Here is a 20,056-nt window from a genome sequence, read left to right as displayed (position 1 = left end):
GGAAGAAAATAATTCGTTGATTGTAACTGAACCCCCCGGCATGCGGATAGGCAGGGGGTAACAGATTGTTACCCTTGAGGCGGGTTTTTACCGATCCAGCGCAGTCGACCGCGGGAAAGCTGCATGACACCCTCCGGCAAAAGCAGCGAAGGATGACGGTCTGGTGCCGCCGTCATGATCTGACGGGCAAATTCATCCAGCCGTGCGGCGACGGGCGCATGCCAGCCGAGCACGGCCAACCGGTGTCGCAACAGATGCTTCAGGCGCGGCACGGACAAGGTACGCAGGACGCTCAGGCGCAAAGCATCGCCATCGGCGGCGGCTTGCCAGTCCTGACGCGCGAGTTCGTCGAGCAAGTCAGCTGCCTCGGCGAAATGCTCGGCCGCTTGCGCCAGCTTGGCTGACGCAGCCGGAAAACGCTCGGTCAGCACTGGAAACACGGCATGACGAAGAAAATTCCGGCTGTAACGCCGATCAGCGTTGCTCTCATCCTCGACCCAGTCGAGCCCATGCGCCTCGGTATAAGCAAGCAAGGCGCTACGCGGCACATCCAGTAAGGGACGCAAGCGCCGCAGGGATGCCATGGCGCACACCGGTTGCATCCCCCTCGCCCCGGCCACCCCTGAACCACGCAGGAGGTTGAAAAGGACGGTTTCAGCCTGATCGTCCTGATGATGTGCCAGACACAGCTGCGCCACCCCGGCAGCCATAAATGCGGCATAACGGGCGTGACGCGCCTCGGCCTCCAAGCCCTGAGCCGTGTTGCGCCGTACCTGTACGCGCAGAACCTGACAGTCGACGCCCAGGCGGGCCGAGAAATCGAGACAAAACTGCGCCCACGCATCCGCATAGGGTGACAAACCATGATGGACGTGCACAGCACGCAAGCGCGCCCCGAGGCCAAGCCGGGACAGCAAATGCAACAGGACGACCGAATCGCAACCGCCAGACAAGCCGACGTGGAGCGGTGCAGTCGTCCCGGCATGGGCGGCGATGAAATCGCCGACCCGGGTCAGGAGATCAGGCGGCGTCCTGTTCCTTGAAGCGGCCATAGCTCATCAGCCGCTCGTAGCGCTGGGCCAGCAGTTCGGAGGTCGACAGGCCGGCCACCTGCTTCAATGCATCCTGCAAGGCTTTCTTGAGATTTTGTGCCATTGCGGCGTGATCGCGGTGCGCACCACCCAGCGGCTCATTCACGATTTTATCGACCAGGCCCAGGGTCTTCAGACGCTGCGCGGTAATCCCCATGGTTTCAGCCGCTTCCGGTGCTTTTGCCGCACTCTTCCAGAGAATGGAGGCGCAGCCTTCCGGCGAAATCACCGAATAGGTCGAATACTGGAGCATCTGAACCATGTCGCCAACGGCGATGGCCAGCGCGCCACCCGAACCGCCCTCGCCGATCACCGTGACGATGACCGGCACTTTCAGCTCAGCCATGACATAGAGGTTGCGGCCGATGGCCTCCGACTGACCACGCTCTTCCGCATCGATCCCCGGGTAAGCCCCCGGCGTATCGACAAAGGTCATCACCGGCAGGCCGAATTTTTCAGCCAGCTTCATCAGGCGCAAGGCCTTGCGATAGCCTTCCGGGCGCGGCATGCCGAAATTACGGAAAATCTTTTCCTTGGTATCCCGCCCCTTCTGATGCCCGATCACCATCACCGGCTGACCATTGAAACGGGCCAGACCGCCCACGATGGCGTGGTCATCGGCAAAGGCACGATCGCCATGCAACTCTTCAAAATCGGTGAAGATGTGCTGGATGTAATCCAGCGTGTAGGGGCGCTGCGGATGGCGCGCCACCTGAGAAATCTGCCAGGGAGACAGCTTGGCGTAGATATCCTTGGTTAACTGGGCGCTCTTTTGCTCCAGACGGTCGATTTCTTCCGAGATATCGACGGCGGAATCATCCTGCACGAAGCGCAACTCTTCGATCTTGGCTTCCAGATCGGCAATGGACTGTTCGAAGTCGAGGAAACTGGTTTTCATGGACTGCTCGTTTTTAAACTGGCGCGTATTCTACCCCAAAGGGCAATCCTGCCACCCCTTCACGACCATCCCCTAGGAAACCCCTTGAATGCCGGGGAGGCGGATATTTGATAAGATCGTCCTTATCCCGCAACGCGACAGATTGATTCCCCATGTCTCACGACGACCTGCTCTTCGTCCACCCCCTACTCGGTACGGACGACGCCTGGTCAGGCTACCTCGTCGAAGCCGCCCCCCACAGTTCGCCCGACGCCATGCTGCGCGAGTTGGCACGGCATCCCGCACTGGGCGGCTTTGATCAGCGCCAACCCTGGTTCTTACCCGCCCATGCGGGGAGTGCCGAATGCCCCCTTCAGACGGCAGTCCATGTTTTTTCCGAAATCAGCGAAACCTCGCTGGCACTGGAAGAAGCCTTACGCCAGAAAAAAGCGCGGGTTGCCCAGGTGCTCCAGCAGAGCAGTAAACTGCCGCAACCGGGGGCCTGGGATCATGTTCTGCTCAGCGCGATCCATGCACGGACCTTGCCCCCCTACTCCCTGCTCGGCATTTCAAGCCGGACCGGCATCGTGGCTGCCGGGGTGCAAAGCCATGCCGATCACAAATGGGTGCAAGCCAACGCCTGCAACCTGTGCACCACCGAATTTTTGCTGATCCGCCACGAAGGCGACAAAAAAGCCGACGTCACCCGCGTCAAGCTCCTCGAATTGCTGGCTCTGCTGGCTGAAGACGCGGATACCGAAGCCATCGAAGCCATTTTCCGGCAGGAGCCAAAGCTGTCCTACAGCCTGCTCCGCCTGGTGAACTCCGCCGCAATGGGACCGCGTAGTCCAATCACCAGCTTTGCCCAGGCGATCAACATCCTCGGACGGCGTCAATTGCAACGCTGGCTGCAGTTGCTGGTCTATGCGGACCCGAACAACGGCAATCACCCGAACCCGCTGCTCCAGAAAGCGGCTGCCCGCGGCCGACTGATGGAATTGCTCACGGAAGGCATGCCACCACTGCCCGACGTCGATCACAACGGCGACGCGGCCTTCATGACCGGGGCCTTCTCCCTGCTCGACGTGCTGCTCAACATGCCGATGCGCGACATTCTGAAGCAGTTGCCGCTCCCGCCGACGGTCCATGACGCACTCGACGAAGAAAGCGGCACCTTCGGCCCCTACCTCAAACTGCTGCAGGCCGCTGAAAACCGCGAGTTCGACAAAGCCTGCACGGCATTCGAGGAGGCAGGCTTAAGCGGACAGCGCTATCTGAATGCCCAGCTGCAGGCCTTTTCCTGGGCGGCCCGCATTCATACGCCGGCCTGAGCGTTCTCAGCCGGCGTATCCGACGGTCAACCGAAGCGACCGCTCAAAAACGGATTGTATTGACGCTCCTCGCCCAGGGTCGACATCGGCCCGTGGCCGGGGATGAAATCCACGTCATCACCCAAAGCAAACAGCTTCTCTTTGATGGATGCGATCAAGGTGGCGTGATCCCCTCGCGGAAAATCGGTCCGCCCGATCGAGCCCTGGAAAAGCACATCGCCGACCTGCGCCAAACCGCTTTCGCGGTGGAAGAACACCACATGCCCCGGGGTATGGCCCGGGCAGTGCAAGACCTCCAGCGTGACCTCGCCAAACTGCACGCGATCTCCGTCCTGCAGCCAACGGTCCGGCGTAAACGCCTCGACATTCGGGAAGCCGAACATCTTGCTTTGCTGTGCCATGCCATCGATCCAGAAGCGATCCTCCGCGTGCGGCCCCTCGATCGGCACGCCGCTCACTGCAGCCAGGGCTGCGACACCGCCGGCATGATCGATATGGCCATGGGTCACGAGAATCTTGCTCAAGGTCAGCCCCTCCGCCGCCAGCGCACGCTGAATCCGGTCGATATCGCCCCCCGGATCGATGACTGCGGCCTGGCGGGTGGCCTCGCACCAGAAAATCGTGCAATTCTGTTCAAAGGGTGTCACGGGAACAATGGTGTAGCGCATGATCAAAGCGTGCCGAAGGAATGAAAAACAGCGGCGATTATCGCACGCGGCTTGCTTGCCGGGCGGCGGGCCAGCCCTTAAACTCCCTGTCAGCGCGCCTTTGCGCCAGTTGGAGGAACACGGACATCATGCTCGAACATCCTTTGCCAAGCGTTGAAGACTGGGTGCTGCTGTTTACCAACAACAGCCTGCCCGTTCTGCGCCTGACCCGGCGACGCCTGGACGACATGCGAGCAGATATCGACCGTGTCGACGCGCGGGATTTGGCCAAGGTCATCCTGCAGGACCCGATCATGACCGTCCGGGTTCTTGCCTACATTCAGCCGCTGCGCGGGCGCTCGCTGCAACACGACATCACCACCATCGCCAGCGCGGTGATGATGGCCGGCATCATCCCCTTCTTCAATCGTTTCAATGAGCTGCTCACCATCGAGGAGCAGTTGAGCGACGCCAGCCCGCAAGCTCTGCTGGGCGTCCTGCAAATCATCCGCCGCGCCCAGCGTGCCGCCGATTACGCACAGGACTGGGCCATCTGGCGTCAGGACGTGAACATGGAAGAAGTGCGGATTGCCGCCCTGCTGCACGACCTGGCCGAAATTCTGGTCTGGTGCTCCGCACCGGCACTCGGACTGCAGATCCAGGCCATGCAGAAAGCCAACCCCGGCATGCGCAGCGCGGATGCCCAGCGCCAGGTGCTGGGCTGCAGCTTTCAGGACATCCAGCATGCACTCTGTGGCGCCTGGCATCTGCCCGATCTGCTACGAGAACTGATTGACGATGATCATGCCGACCATCCGCGCGTCCGCAACGTCGTCGTTGCGACTCGGCTGGCCCGACACTCCGCCAACGGCTGGAACGATCCCGCCCTGCCGGACGATTTTGCCGACATTGGCGGCCTGTTGCACCTGAGTGTCGAAGCCGTGCGCCAGCGCTTGGGCCTGTCCCCGCACCCTGCCCGCGAAGCAGGCGACTAAAGCCGGCCATGGCAGCGGCGATGACAGCGCCGCTGCCAATCAGCCAATCAGCCAATCAGCCAATCAGCCAATCAGCCAATCAGCCGATCAGCCGCAGTAGCGCAAATTCGCCCAATCAAGCAGCAAGTCGGGCGACTGATACGCCAGGAAGAGCATGACCAGGATCAACCCTGCCACGCCCACCCCCACACCCCAGAAAAAGATGCGCCAACCGGACTTCATTCCGCTTCGGCCTGACGCACCAGCGGGCGCTCGTTGATCGGCCAGGAACAGGCCGTGGCCAGCACGGAGAGGCCAATCGCGATCATCCAGGCAATGTGATACGAACCCGTCTCGTCAAAAATGCGTCCGCCCAGCCAGGCCCCGAGAAAGCTGCCGAGCTGATGCCCGAGAAACACGATGCCGCCCAGCATCGACATGTAGCGCAAGCCAAAGACCTGGGCGATCAGGCCGTTGGTCAACGGCACGGTCGCCAGCCAGAGCAACCCGATTGCAGCGGCAAAAATCCAGGCGCTGGCGGTCGACAGCGGTACGAGCATGAAAATCACGATGGCCACGGCCCGCAGACCGTAGATCAGCACCAGCAGGTTTTTCTTGCTGCCGCGCCCGCCCGCCCAACCGAACAGGAAGGAGCCGAAAATATTGAAGAGCCCGATCAGGGCCACCGCCGTCATGCCGACATTGGCGCTCAAACCGCCATCAACCAGATACGCTGGCAGGTGCAGCATGATGAACGCAGTCTGGAAGCCACAGACGAAATAGCCCCAGAAAAGCAGGTGAAAACTGCGTTCACCGCTCGCTTCACGCAGTGCCTCACCCACCGACTGCCCGGCCGCACCGGCGGGACGATGCCCGTCCGCCATCGCATAGGCGAGCGGCGCAATCAAGCCGACACCGCAGGCCAGCAGCACCAGGGCACTTTGCCAGCCGTACGTCGAGATCAGCATCTGTCCGACCGGAAGTACCGCGAACTGGCCGAAAGAACCGCCCGCACTGGCAATCCCCAGTGCCAGACTGCGTTTCTCCGGCGTCGTATGGCGCCCGATCACGCCCATGATGACGGCAAAGGTCGTCCCGGACAGACCGAGGCCGATCAGCACCCCGGCCGAGAGATCGAAGGCCAGCGGGGTGGCCGCCTGCGACATCAGGAGCAGACCCAGCACATACAGGATGCCGGCCGCCAGGATGGTCCGTCCGGCGCCGTAGCGATCGGCAAAAGCACCGGCAAAAGGCGAGGCCAGGCCCCAGACGAGGTTTTGCAGCGCAATGGCGAAGGAGAAGGTTTCCCGGCTCCAGGCCAGATCGGCCGTCATGGGCTGCAAAAACAGGCCGGCCGTGTGCCGTACGCCCATCGAGAGGGTCAAAATGGTACAGCCCGCAATCATGATCAGCAGCGGGGTACGCCAGGTTTTGGCTTGAATCGTCATCTATGCTCCAGGAATGGGAAATTGGATTCCCGGATTCACGCTTGGTTCCCGCCCTTCGACTCCAGGATCTCCCAGCGCTCCAGCAAAGCCAGTAATTCGTCGTCGATGGCCGCCAGGCGCTCGGCAGCCTGTTGCGCACCTTTCGGGTCAGTCTGGTAAATCGCGGGATCTTCAAGCCGCGCGGTCAATTGCGCCTGCTCGGCCTCCAGCGCGGCGATCGTATCCGGCAAGGCCTCCAGCTCACGCGCCTCCTTCCAGGACAACTTATCGGCCTTGGGCTTGGCCGCAGCCGGCTTCGCGGCAGGCTTGCTCTCGGCCTTGGGTTTTTCAGCGGCCAACTGCGCCTGCACACCGGCCTGATAGGTCGCCCAATCGGTATAGCCCCCGACGTACTCCTTCCAGCCCCCCTCGCCCTCAGCGGCGATGGTCTGGGTCACCACGTTATCGAGAAAGGTCCGGTCGTGGCTGACCAGGAACAAGGTACCGTCATAGTCCTGTAGAAGCTGTTCGAGCAGTTCCAGGGTATCGATATCGAGGTCATTGGTCGGCTCATCGAGCACCAGTACATTGGCCGGCTTGGCAAACAGACGGGCCAGCAGCAGGCGGTTACGCTCCCCGCCGGACAGCGAACTGACCGGCGAACGGGCGCGCTCGGGCGCAAACAGGAAGTCTTCGAGATAACCGATGACATGCTTTTTGGCCCCACCGATCTCGACATAATCCGAGCCCGGCGAAATCACATCGGCCAGGGTGGCATTGGGATCCAGCTGGGTCCGGAACTGGTCGAAGTACGCGATTTCCATCTTTGTCCCCTGGCGCAGCGTGCCGCTGTCCGGCGCCAGCTCTCCGAGGATGAGACGCAACAGAGTCGTCTTGCCGGCGCCGTTGGGGCCGATCAGGCCGATCTTGTCGCCACGCTGGATGCGCGCCGAAAAATCGCGCACCACCGCACGTTGACCGTAGGACTTGCTCACATTGAGCAACTCGGCCACCAGCTTGCCACTCTTGTCCCCGGCATCCAGCTGCATCTGCACCTTGCCCATGCGCTCGCGCCGGGCCTGACGCTCCGCCCGCAGGCGATCCAGGCGCTGGACGCGAAACACGGCACGCGTGCGGCGGGCCTCCACGCCCTTGCGAATCCAGACCTCCTCTTCCTTGAGCAATTTATCGGCGCGCGCATTGGCCAGCGCCTCTTCGTGCAACTGCGCCTCCTTGCGCTCCTGATATTTGCTGAAATTACCGGGAAAGCTGGCCAGTTTGCCGCGATCAAGCTCGACGATACGCGTGCAGACACGATCGAGGAACGAGCGGTCATGGGTGATGAAGAACAAGGTCACGCCCGACTCGATGAGCAGGGTCTCCAGCCATTCGATGGCCGCGATATCCAGGTGGTTGGTCGGTTCGTCGAGCAGGAGCACCTCGGGCGCCACCGCCAGCGCCTGCGCCAGCGCGAGACGTTTTTTCTGCCCGCCGGAAAGGCTTCCGACCTCGGCATCCGGATCGAGGCCAAAGCGGGCAATCACCCGCTCGGCCTGCGCTTCATAGGCCCAGGCACCGCGCGCCTCCAACTCGTGCTGAAGCTGGTCCATGCGGGCCAGCAAGGCATCACTGTCAGCCCCGCCCTCACCCAGCCGATGCGACACACTGTGATACTCGGCGAGCAAGGCCGAGGTTTCCCCCATGCCGGAGACCACAGCGGCAAAAACGGTGGCACCCGGATCGAAAGGCGGCTCCTGAGGCACATAGCCCACACGAATTCCCGGCTGCACCCAGACCTCACCGTCATCCAGCCGCCCCTTGCCCGTACCGGCCGCCATGGCGGCGAGCAGCGAGGATTTGCCGGTGCCATTCCGGCCGATCAAGGCCACCCGCTCGCCCGGGTCGAGCTGGAAATCGGCGTGATCAAGCAAGGGAACATGGCCATAGGCCAGACAGGCATCGTTGAGCTTCAGGTAAGGCATGGGGTCTTTGCAATGAAAACGGCGCCCCGCAGGGCGCCGCGTTGGGAATGACGGGATTTTAGCCGCTCAGGTCTGGAAGCGGGACAATTGACTGCGCAAATCCTCGGACAAACGCTGCAATTGCGAGGCCTGCGTACTGTTGGTCTCGGCTTGCCGGCTGGCGGTTTCAGCCATCACGGCAATCTGCTCGACCAGATGCGCGATATTCTGGCTTGCTGCACTCTGCTCGCGTGTTCGCACCGCAATCTCCTCGACCACCGATACGGTTTCGCTGGCACGCTGATCAATGGTTTCGAGCGCGTCACCGGCCTCTTTGGCCATGGCGACACTCCCACTCATGTTGGCCGACACGGATTGCATGCGCGACACCGCCACACCCGTCTCTGTCAAAATGGCATTCACGGTTGTCGAGATTTCTTGCGTCGACACGGAAGTTCGCTCGGCCAGCTTGCGTACTTCGTCCGCCACCACTGCAAACCCCCGCCCCTGCTCCCCGGCCCGTGCCGCCTCGATGGCCGCATTGAGGGCCAGCAGGTTGGTCTGATCGGCGATTTCGCGGATCACGCCGACCACGCTGGAAATCTGCTTGGAACGCTCGCCCAGCGACTCGATCATCACCGCCGAATCCCCGATATCCACGGCCACCCGCTCGAGTTCCTGCATGGCACGCTCCACCACGCGACGACCATTTTCCGTCACCTGCTTGGCTTCTGCCGAGATGGTCGCAGCGTGATTGGCGTTCTCCGCCACATGGGTCACGCTGACAGACAAGGCTTCTGCCGAATGGGCAATGCTCGTCGCAGACTGCGAGGCCTGATTCGCGCCCTCGAGCGCCAGATGGGCGGCGCCTTGCAGCGAATCGGCCGAGCGGCTGACCTCCCCGGAAGTGGTTGCCGCACCTTGCACCAGGCTGCGAATGCGCTCCGCCATCAGATTGAAGGCATGCGCGATGGCCTGCACCTCATTACGACTCTCTGCCTCGGCGCCTTTCACACCAGCCCTCAGATCGCCCGTGCTCAGGCGCTCCACCTCAAGTTGCAAGATACGCAAACCGGCCAGACGATGGGTGATCAAAAAATACAGAATCACGGCCAACACCGCGCAAGAGAGCAGACTGACCAGCAGCATCAGATTGCGCAAGGCATGGCTTTCTTCCAGATATTCGTCCAGCCAACTTCCTGCCACCACGGTCCAGCCCCAGGTCGCAGCGGTCGAGGCATACACGATCTTGTCGCGCAAGCGCCCCTCTGCATCAGGCAACTGATAGCGGAACAGCCCTTCCTTACGGGCAAGCTGATCCCGCACAGCGCCCTTCACTTCATCGGAAAGATCGGCACCGGCCACGGTTTTTTCCTGATATTTCGGATGCAGGACAAATTCTCCAATCGTTTTTTCATCGGTCGGGCGAACGATATAGACATAGCCGGTTTTGCCTGCCACCACTTTGGAGAACTGATCGCGAATCCGGTTCAGGTCGGACTCCAGGCCAATCCGCAGGGAATACGCCCCCCAGGGCTTGCCATCGGCATCCTTGAGCACCTTCACCGTACTGAAGTTGTACTTGCCGCCGCGAATGGTCAGACCCTGATAATCCTGCCCGGCCAGAATCGATTTGGTCACCGGGTCCTCCGGCGGCAGCGGCACGCCGTTCATCGACTTTCCCTCCTTGTCTTTGAGCAGGGTAGCCAGACGATAGAGTTTGCCGTCCATGACGACCAGAAATGCGGTATCGTCGCCGGTCAACGCGCGAAAAGACTTCAAAATGCGCTCGTTGCCATTCATCACTTCGCCATTGATACGCATGATCGGCAAATTGACATCGCCCGCCGGCGCCAAGCCGGGGACTCGCTCAGGCTGCCCCCCTGCATATTTGATGAAGAACTGCGACTGCGCCTCCCCGCGCGCCCGGATGCCTTCGAACAACGAATCCAGTACGCCAACCATCAGGCGCGCCTCATGCGCCAGGTTGTCTTCCGCCACGATCAGGGCAGCGCGGTCCGCACGCTGCTGGACGATCAGGGTCATGATCGAGAACACCAGCACCAACGCAGTCAATGTGGCAAGAATCAGTTGATGGGCCACCGGACGCCCACGAAATACACGCATCAGCCTCTCCTCTTTATCGTTATATTCAGAAATTCCAATCTATCACAAGCAAGAGGTAGAACGGTACAATGCGCGCCTTGCCGAATGACAGGCACGCCTCCATAGTTAAATGGATATAACCCGCCCCTCCTAAGGGTGAATTGGTGGTTCGATTCCACCTGGGGGCGCCACTTTCGAGGATGCATGGCATGCAAGGTCAACTCTTCGACAATCTGCCCGAACAGTTATCGCCCATGCCGGCAGGTGCAGCACACCCGATTGGCCCCGGCGCCATGCACTTGCCTGGTTTCATCGGCACACACGCAGCAGCCATTCTGGCCACCATTCAAGCTATCAGCAGGCAAGCACCGTTTCGCCACATGATGACGCCGGGCAGCCATGCCATGTCGGTCAGCATGACCAACTGCGGTCTCCTGGGCTGGATCACGGATGCCCAGGGTTATCGCTACAGCCGCACCGATCCGGCCACCCATATGCCGTGGCCGCCGCTGCCGGCAGACTTGGAGACACTGGCCCGCGCTGCGGCTGCCGCCGCGGGCTATCCGGATTTTCGGCCCGAAGCTTGCCTGATCAACTGTTATGCCCCCGGCAGCCGGATGGGGCTGCATCAGGACCGTGATGAAGCCGATCTCAGCGCCCCCATCGTGTCTTTCTCCCTGGGTCGCAGCGCAACTTTTCTCTGGGGCGGTGCCCGGCGAAACGACCCGGTGGCACGGATCATCCTGCAGCAGGGTGATGCCATCGTCTGGGGTGGCCCGAGCCGGCTCTATTTCCACGGCATTGCACCGCTTGCAAGGCGATGCGCCCCGCAGGAACCCGAACTTCGCTACAACCTGACTTTCCGGCGCGTTACCCACCTTGCCCTGCGTGACGAGGGAGGCACGCGGTAAAATCACGGTTTTAACCGTACACTGCCCGATCATGTCCCGTCGCCCCACTGCCCCCCGCCACGCCATCGATATCAGCGAGGAAAATGGCGTTCGCTGCCTGCACTTCGGCTCGGACTGGGTGCAAGGTGCCATGCGCGTCGCCCGTCCCTGGTCGCTCGAACTGGAATACACGCGAGACATGATGACCGGGCTCTTGCTCGACCCGCCGACCAGCCAACCGCGTCGCATCCTTCAGATCGGCCTGGGCTGTGGTTCGCTGACCAAATTCTGCTATCGCCATCTGCCGGCAGCGCAGATCACCGTGGTGGAGATCAACCCGCAGGTCGAATTTGTCGCCCGCCAGTACTTCAAACTGCCGGACGACCCCGCACGGCTGAAGATCGTCGATGGCTGCGGGGCCGACTTCATCCTTGGCGGTGACAGCCATTTCGACTGGATCATGGTCGACGGCTACGACCCGGATGCTCGTACCGGGCCGCTCGACACGCTGCCTTTTTTCCAGGCCTGTCGCGCCCGTCTGAGCGAGGATGGCCTATTCGTTGCCAATTTTCTGGGCCGCAGCAAAGGTTTCCGGGAGAGCGTTGCCCGTCTGGGCGAGGCCTTCGACCAGCGCACGCTCGCGCTCCCGGCCTGTGATAGCGGAAATGTCGTGCTGCTGGCCAGTCATGGGCACGCTGTCTCGGTCGACGCCAACACGCTCGCCGAACGCGCCGACGCGGTCCGGGCAACCACCCAGCTCAACGCCCATCCTTTGTTGAAGCGACTGAAACTGGCAGCACAACACAACGGCGCACTTCAATTCTAGGCGGCTTGCTTTTTGTCATTTTTGGACTAAAAAGAAAACATCCTCCACCGATTAAAACGACAAGGCGGACAACGAACACCGACCCCACAGCACTGCGCCGGAACGCGCCTCAGGGGAAGTGCGCCGGCCTGACAGGAGGAAGAGACATGTTGTCCATACAAGATGTGCTGGACTACTGTGATCTGGATCGTGGTGAGATTGAAGCCATTGCCGAGCATGAACATGTTCCCATGGCGCTCGCGGCAGAGATCAGCGAAGTGCTGCTCAGCAGCCCGGAAGGGGTCTGCAAACTGCATACGATGATCATCGAAAACATGGTGCACGCCCTGGAGGCCGGGCACTACGAGCGTGTCTGCGCCTTGTCGAAGACTTACGAGCACTTGCAACGCACGCATCCGGCACCGAGCATCAGCCCCCGGATCGGCAACGCCTGACGTCTCCGGACCCTCCCCTCCTCAGCGGAGGACTCGCCGGCAACCGGATCGCCGGCACCGGCCCAGCGCGGGCCGGTTTTTTATGGGTGAAATTTGCCCTTTTCCGACGGTCGACCGTCAGACAGCGGGACGATTGCCAAAGCCGTGTTCGACGGCATACAAGGCCACCTGCACGCGGCTGGTCATGTTCAGCTTCTTGAAGATGTTCTGGACATGGATTTTCACCGTGCTTTCAGCCAGATCGAGCTTGCGGGCGATTTCCTTGTTGCTTTCGCCCAGCGCCAGGCATTCCAGAATATCGCGCTCACGCGGCGAAAACTTGTCGCGGTCAAAAGCCGGTTGCGCCTGACGCGGCTGCTCGCGCACCCCCTGGATCAGCTTGGAGGTCATCTGGGGCGACACCACCGACTCACCACGGGCGGCACGCCGAATGGCATCGACCAGGGTATCCGTCTCGATGTTCTTGAGCAGGTAGCCGCTGGCACCGGCCCGCAAGGCATCCATCAGATCCTGCGCATCTTCCGAGACGGTGAGCATCAGGACATGCACATCCGGGATTTCCTCGGCGATCACTTTCACGGCCTCCAGACCGGAAACACCAGGCATGTGCAAATCGAGCAGGACCACATCCGGCTTCAGCGAGCGGGCGCGCTTGATGCCCTCAAGGCCGTCGCCGGCTTCATCGACGACCTCGAAATCCTCCGTACGCTGAAGCAGCGATTTAATGCCGCTGCGGAACAGGGTATGGTCATCGACCAACAGGACGCGAATTTTCTCGTTCATCTTCATTCAACCTCTTTTGTAACACTGGGCAGGCGCAGGGTGACGCTGGTTCCGACCCCTGCCTGCGATGCGATCCGGCACTCGCCACCAATCCGGTGCGCCCGTTCACGCATGATTTTCAGACCGACGTGTCGATCCGACTTGAGATTCGGCTCGGTTTCCGGATCGAAACCGGCACCATTATCGCGAACCGCCACCTGGAGTTCGGTCAAATTTCGTTCCAGGCGCACCGTCACCCGCGTTGCCTGCGCATGCTTGCGGATATTGGAGAGCGACTCCTGCACGATGTGCATGATTTGGATTTCGTCACCCGGCTCAAGCGGCAAGCCGCTGCCGTGGCAGGTAAATTCGGTGCGAATTCCGGTCTGCCCCTCGAATTTTTCCAGGGCTGCCTCGATGGCCGACTCCAGATCTGCCTGATGCATCCGTGTCCGGAAATGCACCAGCAGCTCCCGCACATCATCGTAGCTCTCCTGCACCCCCTCCCGGAGCTGCCCGGCAGTCTGCATGGCTTCCTCGACCCGCCCCTTGCGCAGGGAATCCTGCAGGAGCTGCACCTGAATGTTCAGGAAGGCCAGCCCTTGTGCAATGGAGTCGTGCAGTTCCTGAGCCAGCAGGTTACGCTCTTCGGAAATCGCCAGTTCTTTCTCGCGGGCTTTGAGACGGACGTTTTCAATCGCCACGCCCAAATGCTGCCCCAGCGTTTCAAGCAGGTGTTTCTCGCCTTCCGACAAGCTCTGCTGACGCCGGAAATAAAGGTTATAGACCCCCAGCTTGGTCTTGTCGTGCATGATCGTGAACGCGGTCGCCGTCGCAAACCCTTCGCGGATACAACTCATCAGCTTCATGCCGGCCGGCGGATGGGCGGTATCAAAGGTCTGTGCCTCACCGCTCTGAATCACCTGGCCGCACAGACATTCGCCGCAACTCAAGGTCTGCTCGTTGGTCACGAACATGTCGGAAACGCCATCATGCGTCACCAGATGCAGTTCTTCGCTTTTGGCCGTATAGAGGCGTACCGCACCGGCATCGGCCCCCAAGGCTTCCTTGATCTGATCCAGAAAGCCCCGGCAGAGCACTTCGATCGGCGCCGGCTCGCTTAGATAGGAAGTGGCCTGGTACAGGATGCCGAGTTCACGGTTACGTTCAGCCAATGTGCTGGTTTCTGCGGCAACGCGCTCCTCCAGGGTGCTGTAGACCTGCTGGAGATGCTCCGCCATACGGTTGAAGCCGCGCGCCAAGCCACCTAACTCGTCATCCGAGTTAACCGGCACCCGGACGCTCAGATCGTTGTTCATCATCCGGCGCATACCGGCATGCAGCATGCCCACCGGGCGGATCACCAGATCATCAAAAAAGCGGATGAGCACCCCGGTCCCGATGATGGCCAGCATGACCAGCGCGATCTGGAAAGTGCGCAACAGATTGGTATCCTGGGCGTAGCTGTTCTCCATCGCGAGCACCAGTTCGTTGATGCTGTGGACAAAGGCTTCCAGCGTGCTGTTGAAGTGGTCGAGCATCTTCACCCGGCCGCTGCCGCTGCTTTCCAGATAGGCATCCAGCGTCGGCCGCATTGCCGACTGCCAGCTCTCGGCGACCACCTCAAGCTTGGCCTCCACAATCTCATTGCGCGGCGGTGCCATCGGGCGCATGGGGTCGCCCTGATGCAAATCCTTGAGCACCCGCTCAAATAACTGCCGTTCTTCGGCCAGACTACTGGAATAGATTCCGCTGTCGCCCTTTTCATCGAGCGCACGCGCCATCAGATGGCTGATGCGATAGGTACGCATGCGCTGGCTGCCGGCATCGTTGATGGCCGCCGCCACCCCTTCGAGTTGCCAGGAAATGTACAGCGTGGCCGCAATCGCCGTCAGGGCGATGATGAAGAAGGCACACAGGATGCCCACGATCTTGCGGGAGAGTTTGACTGGGGACGGCGGCGGCATGGAAAGGCGGGAATTCTGGACAGCCTGCACCATAGCCTCCGTTGAGCGCAAAAATCAATGACCGGGATCAAGTTCAAGAAAAAGCCCCCGATCACTGACCGGGGGCAGATCAAACAGGCGTCCTGTCTAAACAGGGCCCATGACTCAGGCGGCCTCTTTCTCCACATGCGCCTGCTTTTCGTACAGGAACGCCAGCACGGCGGCACGGGCTGCAATGTAGGCCGGGTCATTGGCCAGGGTCAGGCGATTGCGCGGGCGCGGCAGGTCGACCGTCAGAATCTCGCCGATGGTGGCGGCCGGGCCATTGGTCAGCATCACGATGCGATCCGAGAGCAGCACGGCCTCATCCACATCGTGGGTGACCATGACGACCGTCGCCCGGGTCTTCTCGCAGATTTTCATCAGCTCGTCCTGCAGCTTGGCGCGGGTCAGCGCATCGAGTGCGCCAAACGGTTCATCCATGAGCAGCACCTTCGGCTCCATCGACAGCGCCCGGGCAATCCCGACGCGCTGCTTCATGCCGCCGGAAATCTCGTTCGGGTACTTGTGCGCGGCATGGGCCAGGCCAACCAGTTCGATGGCCGCCTGAGTCCGCGCCTTCAGTTTGGCCTTGCCCTCCTTCGCCGAAAAAACGCGCTCGACAGCCAGATAGATGTTTTCGAAGCAGGTCAGCCAGGGCAGCAGGCTGTGGTTCTGGAAAACCACGGCACGCTCCGGGCCCGGACCGGCGATTTCCCGGCCATCGCAGAGCAGCACCCCGTCCGTCGGGCGGGTCAGCCCGGCGATCAGGTTCAAGAGGGTCGATTTGCCGCAACCGGAGTGGCCGATCAGGGCGATGAACTCCCCTTGCGCGATATTGAGATCGATATCGCGCAGCGCGACGAACTTGCCTTTCTTCGTCGTGAAGGTCTGGCCGACTTTTTCAATGCTTACGAACTTTTCCATGACGATCTCCTTAAGACGCTTCCTTGGTCAGCTTCTTGGCCAGCAGGATCAGCGCCTGCTCGAGGATCAGGCCGACGATGCCGATGACGAAGATGGCGATGATGATGTGTTCGACCTTCAGGTTGTTCCACTCGTCCCAGACCCAGAAGCCGATGCCGACGCCGCCGGTGAGCATTTCTGCGGCGACGATGACCAGCCAGGCGGTGCCGATGGAGAGGCGGATGCCGGTCAGCATGTAGGGCAGCACGGCCGGAAAGAGGATCTTGGTGACGACCTTCCATTCGGAGAGCGCCAGCACGCGGGCCACGTTGAGGTAGTCCTGCGGCACACGCTGCACGCCTTGCGCGGTGTTCATGATCATCGGCCAGATGGAGCAGATGAAGATGGTGTAGGTTGCGGCCGGATCGGCTTTCTTGAAGACGAGCAGGCCGATCGGCAGCCAGGCGAGCGGGGACACCGGACGCAGCAGACTGATGATCGGATTGACCATGGCCGACAGGAAGGCGGAACGTCCCAGAATGAAACCGAGCGGAATCCCGACCAGCGCGGCAAAGCCAAAACCAACGCCGACCCGTTGCAGCGAGGACAGCACATTCCAGCCGATGCCCTGATCGTTCGGTCCGTTACGGTAGAAAGGATCTGAGAAGAGCGCGACGGCCGCTTCCCAGACTTGAGCCGGGCCGGGAATGGCGCCGCCCTTGTGGGTCGCCACATGCCAGATGCCGATCAGCACGAGCAGGCCAAGAACCGGCGGCAAGGCCGCGCGGCCGAACGTGGCCAGACGCTCCGCAAACGGGATACCGGTCGGGGCCGGCGGGACAGACAGTGCTTTTTCCATTGTTTTTTCCTGAACCGGTGCAGGCGCTGCGGCACTCGGCTGAAGGGGGGTTGTCCGACGGTCGACCGGGCTTTCCTGGCCAAAATCGACGTCCAGCGTGGCGGAACCTGAATGCATCATGTTCTCCTTGGCAGCGGCCGCCCCGGCAAGCGGGGCGGGACCGGTGCAGTTAAGCCTTGACCTTGAAGCTGTCGGCATACTTGGCCGGGTCTTTGCCGTCCCAGACCACGCCGTCGATCAGCTTGTGGTTGCGCATCTCGCTCTTCGGCAGCGTGACCCCCGCGGCGGCGGCACCCTGCTTGTAGATGTCGATGCGGTTCACCTTCTTGGCCACCTCGAGGTAGTTCGGATGATCCTTCAGCAGGCCCCAGCGCTTGTGCTGGGTCATGAACCACATGCCGTCGGTGAGGTAGGGGAAATTCACCGCGCCGTCGTTGAAGAACTTCATGTGGTTCTTGTCATCCCAGCTCTTGCCCAGACCGTTCTGGTAACGGCCCAGCATGCGGGCGACGATGACCTCGGTGTCGGTATTCACGTAGGCCTTCTGGGCGATGGTCTCGGCCGTCTTCTGCTTGTTGGCGAGCGAAGCGTCGATCCACTTGCCGGCATCGAGAATCGCGGCAACGACGGCACGCGCCGTGTTCGGGTTCTTCTGGACCCACTCGGCCGTCGTACCCAGCACCTTTTCCGGATGATCGGTCCAGATGTCCTGCGTCGTCGTTGCCGTGAAGCCGATGTTGTCCATGATGGCGCGGTTGTTCCAGGGCTCGCCGACACAGAAACCATCCATGTTGCCGACCCGCATGTTGGCGACCATTTGCGGCGGCGGCACGGTGATGGTTTTGACGTCCTTGAGCGGGTTGACCCCCTGGGCCGCCAGCCAGTAGTACAGCCACATCGCGTGCGTGCCGGTCGGGAAGGTCTGGGCAAAGGTGTATTCCCGCTCCTTCTTCGCCACCAGCTTGGCCAGGCTCGGACCATCGATGGCGCCCTTGTCCTTGAGCTGGTTGGAGAGCGTGATGGCCTGGCCGTTGTTGTTAAGGCTCATCAGCACGTTCATGTCTTTTTTCGGGCCGCCGATGCCCATCTGCACGCCATAGATCAAGCCGTACAGCACGTGCGCGGCATCAATCTCGCCATTGACCATCTTGTCGCGCACGGCAGCCCAGGAGGCTTCCTTGGTCGGAATGATCTTGATGCCGTACTTTTCGTCAAATTTCATGACCGACGCCATGACCACGGAAGCGCAGTCCGTCAGCGGAATGAAACCGATCTTCACTTCCTTCTTTTCAGGGGCATCCGAACCGGCAGCCCACGCTGCACTGCGGACACCCGGCGGTACCATGCTCATCAACGAGGCTCCCAGGGCGGCTGAAACAAAATCACGACGTGAAAACGGCTTGGCAGGCTGCTCCAGTTTCTTGTCTTCCATTGCGTGCTCCTTCAAACATGAATAAAAAGCAAAACGGGCGTCACATCCGGCCTGCATCGCGCTGGCCGAATGGACGCCCTTGTCCGGTCCGGGGCCGGAGGCCCCTTGCCCGATCGCCGTTGATCGGACACTTCACCTTCCTTATTGCAATGGCCGTGCCAGGACTACACCAAAAGAACTAGTTACAAATAATTAAGCCAATTCAACCACTTACGAACACCCAAAACTGATCTGCTCGCCGATCCTTCATGCACTACCGCGGTGCAGCAAACTGAACTTTTGCACCGCATCGGGGACCAAGCGGCACCTTGCAAAGAGAGATCCCCATGCTCGACATCGCCCTGGTTTCCGATTTTGTCTGCCCCTGGTGCTACATCGGCCTGCGTCGCCTGGACAGCGCACTGATCGAAGTTCGCCGCGCGCGACCCGATTTCGTCTGCACGCCGCGCTGGCTGCCCTTCTTCCTGAACCCGGACACCCCACCGGAAGGCGAGCCTTACCTGCCCTTTCTGGAAGCCAAGTTCGGCAGCCGGGATGCCGTCGAGGCCCTGTTTCAGCGCGTGCGCGATGCCGGCGCGCCGTATGGCCTGCGCTACCACTTCGAACGGATTGCCTTGCGCGCCAATACCTTGCAAGCCCACCGCCTGGTCGCTTGGCAGCAGGCACGGGGAAGTGCAGCAGCCTTGGTCGAGGCCTTGTTCCGGGCTCAGTTTGTCGAAGGTCGGCCCATTGGCGACCCTGCGGTCTTGCGTGAGATTGCGGCGGAATGCGGCCTGCCCGCCGCCGAGGTGGAGACCTATCTGGCCGGCACGGCCGGAATCACCGAGTTGCAGCAGGAAGCCGCCGCAATCCGGGCTGCCGGGATACGCCAGGTGCCGACCTTCATCCTCGGTCAGCAGCGCATCGTCGTGGGCGCGGAAGACCCGTCCGTGCTGGCCCGGGCCATCCTTGAATCGATTTAAATCAGGGCCTTAAAGCAGCACACGCGCCATATCGATGACATCGCGCGCCACCTTGGCCAGGGTCTGCCCGCGCTCCATGGCCAGCTTGCGCATGGCGTGATACGCCGCATCCTCGTCCAGTCCACGCGCCTTCATCAGGACGCCCTTGGCCTTTTCGACCAGCTTGCGGTCGGTCAGCTTCTGGGAGATTTCATCAAGTTCGCGGCGCAGCGCCTGGGTATCCTCAAAGCGGGCCCGCGCCACATCGACGATGGGCTTGATCCGCTTGGGGTCCAGCCCATCGACCACATAGGCCGACACCCCCGCCTTGACGGCATCGCGGATGGTTTCCTGCCCCTCTTCCTGCGTGAAGATGACCACGGGACGCGGCATGTTGCGATGCATGGCCGCCAGGTTTTCCAGCGTATCCCGGCTCGGACTCTCGGTATCAATGAGGATCACATCCGGCTGCAGGCGCTCGACCTCGGCCGTCAGGTTGTCGGCACCGGCCAGGATGGCCGCCACCTGATACCCGGCAAGGGCAAGCCCGGCGCAGATTTCAGCGGCGCGGGAACGGGATTCGTCGATGACTAGTACGGTAAGCATG

The 20,056-nt window shown here is 61.3% G+C and carries 19 protein-coding genes and 1 tRNA gene; 7 read left to right on the top strand and 13 right to left on the bottom strand.

What is annotated here, in order from left to right; genetic code table 11:
- Positions 1-68 precede the first annotated feature (68 nt).
- The gene (gene tilS / locus AACO21_RS15295) at positions 69-1,052 is read right to left on the bottom strand and encodes a tRNA lysidine(34) synthetase TilS (RefSeq protein ID WP_346193392.1); all 984 of its coding nucleotides are present in this window, start codon (positions 1,050-1,052) and stop codon (positions 69-71) included.
- Complete coding sequence (locus AACO21_RS15290) at positions 1,021-1,989, bottom strand: acetyl-CoA carboxylase carboxyltransferase subunit alpha (RefSeq protein ID WP_346193391.1); 969 nt, start codon at positions 1,987-1,989, stop codon at positions 1,021-1,023. Before AACO21_RS15290 ends, tilS begins: the two co-directional genes overlap by 32 nt.
- 152 nt (positions 1,990-2,141) lie before the next feature.
- On the opposite strand from AACO21_RS15290, the gene AACO21_RS15285 reads away from it, so the two are divergent.
- A complete protein-coding gene (locus AACO21_RS15285; protein ID WP_346193390.1) occupies positions 2,142-3,299 on the top strand; it encodes an HDOD domain-containing protein in 1,158 nt (385 codons plus the stop codon).
- A gap of 26 nt (positions 3,300-3,325) precedes the next feature.
- Here the strand turns inward: AACO21_RS15285 and AACO21_RS15280 are convergent, their stop codons facing one another.
- Complete coding sequence (locus AACO21_RS15280) at positions 3,326-3,970, bottom strand: MBL fold metallo-hydrolase (RefSeq protein ID WP_346193402.1); 645 nt, start codon at positions 3,968-3,970, stop codon at positions 3,326-3,328.
- Between the two features lie 125 nt (positions 3,971-4,095).
- Here AACO21_RS15280 and AACO21_RS15275 point away from each other — a divergent pair, with 125 nt between their 5' ends.
- Positions 4,096-4,941 (top strand): HDOD domain-containing protein, encoded by an 846-nt coding sequence (locus AACO21_RS15275; RefSeq protein ID WP_346193389.1) that lies wholly within the window; start codon positions 4,096-4,098, stop codon positions 4,939-4,941.
- An 87-nt stretch (positions 4,942-5,028) separates the two neighbouring features.
- Here AACO21_RS15275 and AACO21_RS15270 read toward each other — a convergent pair whose 3' ends face one another.
- The 4 genes from AACO21_RS15270 to AACO21_RS15255 all read right to left on the bottom strand — a co-directional run bounded on the left by AACO21_RS15270 (position 5,029) and on the right by AACO21_RS15255 (position 10,435).
- Entirely contained in the window at positions 5,029-5,163 is a 135-nt protein-coding gene (locus tag AACO21_RS15270) for a hypothetical protein (protein ID WP_346193388.1), read from the bottom strand.
- On the bottom strand, positions 5,160-6,368 hold the full coding sequence (locus AACO21_RS15265; protein ID WP_346193387.1) for an MFS transporter: 1,209 nt from the start codon (positions 6,366-6,368) through the stop codon (positions 5,160-5,162). Before AACO21_RS15265 ends, AACO21_RS15270 begins: the two co-directional genes overlap by 4 nt.
- A gap of 35 nt (positions 6,369-6,403) precedes the next feature.
- Positions 6,404-8,329, bottom strand: coding sequence for an ATP-binding cassette domain-containing protein (locus AACO21_RS15260; protein ID WP_346193386.1), 1,926 nt, complete (start codon positions 8,327-8,329; stop codon positions 6,404-6,406).
- Between the two features lie 66 nt (positions 8,330-8,395).
- Entirely contained in the window at positions 8,396-10,435 is a 2,040-nt protein-coding gene (locus AACO21_RS15255; protein ID WP_346193385.1) for a Cache 3/Cache 2 fusion domain-containing protein, read from the bottom strand.
- A gap of 95 nt (positions 10,436-10,530) precedes the next feature.
- Between AACO21_RS15255 and AACO21_RS15250 the strand changes: the two genes are divergently transcribed.
- The 4 genes from AACO21_RS15250 (at position 10,531) to AACO21_RS15235 (ending at position 12,564) form a co-directional block, all read left to right on the top strand.
- Positions 10,531-10,605 (top strand) — tRNA-Arg (locus AACO21_RS15250).
- Between the two features lie 18 nt (positions 10,606-10,623).
- Entirely contained in the window at positions 10,624-11,325 is a 702-nt protein-coding gene (gene alkB / locus AACO21_RS15245; RefSeq protein WP_346193384.1) for a DNA oxidative demethylase AlkB, read from the top strand.
- 31 nt (positions 11,326-11,356) lie between these two features.
- Positions 11,357-12,130 (top strand): spermidine synthase, encoded by a 774-nt coding sequence (locus tag AACO21_RS15240; protein WP_346193383.1) that lies wholly within the window; start codon positions 11,357-11,359, stop codon positions 12,128-12,130.
- A 146-nt stretch (positions 12,131-12,276) separates the two neighbouring features.
- Positions 12,277-12,564 (top strand): hypothetical protein, encoded by a 288-nt coding sequence (locus AACO21_RS15235; protein WP_346193382.1) that lies wholly within the window; start codon positions 12,277-12,279, stop codon positions 12,562-12,564.
- A gap of 117 nt (positions 12,565-12,681) precedes the next feature.
- On the opposite strand, the gene AACO21_RS15230 is transcribed toward AACO21_RS15235, so the two are convergent.
- From AACO21_RS15230 to AACO21_RS15210, 5 genes are all read right to left on the bottom strand, one after another.
- Positions 12,682-13,353, bottom strand: a complete 672-nt coding sequence (locus AACO21_RS15230; RefSeq protein ID WP_346193381.1) for a response regulator transcription factor — start codon at positions 13,351-13,353, stop codon at positions 12,682-12,684.
- Positions 13,350-15,293, bottom strand: coding sequence for a type IV pili methyl-accepting chemotaxis transducer N-terminal domain-containing protein (locus tag AACO21_RS15225; protein ID WP_346193380.1), 1,944 nt, complete (start codon positions 15,291-15,293; stop codon positions 13,350-13,352). Before AACO21_RS15225 ends, AACO21_RS15230 begins: the two co-directional genes overlap by 4 nt.
- A 144-nt stretch (positions 15,294-15,437) precedes the next feature.
- Entirely contained in the window at positions 15,438-16,238 is an 801-nt protein-coding gene (locus AACO21_RS15220) for an ABC transporter ATP-binding protein (RefSeq protein WP_346193379.1), read from the bottom strand.
- A gap of 10 nt (positions 16,239-16,248) precedes the next feature.
- Positions 16,249-17,196 carry a nitrate ABC transporter permease gene (ntrB, locus tag AACO21_RS15215; RefSeq protein WP_346193378.1) on the bottom strand — a complete coding sequence of 316 codons (948 nt, stop codon included), beginning with the start codon at positions 17,194-17,196 and terminating at the stop codon, positions 16,249-16,251.
- Between the two features lie 49 nt (positions 17,197-17,245).
- Entirely contained in the window at positions 17,246-18,508 is a 1,263-nt protein-coding gene (locus AACO21_RS15210; RefSeq protein ID WP_346193377.1) for a CmpA/NrtA family ABC transporter substrate-binding protein, read from the bottom strand.
- A 326-nt stretch (positions 18,509-18,834) separates the two neighbouring features.
- Here AACO21_RS15210 and AACO21_RS15205 point away from each other — a divergent pair, with 326 nt between their 5' ends.
- Complete coding sequence (locus AACO21_RS15205; protein WP_346193376.1) at positions 18,835-19,470, top strand: DsbA family oxidoreductase; 636 nt, start codon at positions 18,835-18,837, stop codon at positions 19,468-19,470.
- Between the two features lie 9 nt (positions 19,471-19,479).
- On the opposite strand, the gene AACO21_RS15200 is transcribed toward AACO21_RS15205, so the two are convergent.
- Complete coding sequence (locus tag AACO21_RS15200; protein WP_346193375.1) at positions 19,480-20,055, bottom strand: ANTAR domain-containing protein; 576 nt, start codon at positions 20,053-20,055, stop codon at positions 19,480-19,482.
- Position 20,056: the final 1 nt, after the last annotated feature.

It is taken from the genome of Dechloromonas sp. ZS-1, assembly GCF_039649255.1.
Taxonomy (GTDB): Bacteria; Pseudomonadota; Gammaproteobacteria; order Burkholderiales; family Rhodocyclaceae; genus Azonexus.
The sequence above is the reverse complement of the archived record's forward strand: the minus strand, read 5'-3'. Positions and strand labels throughout refer to the sequence as shown.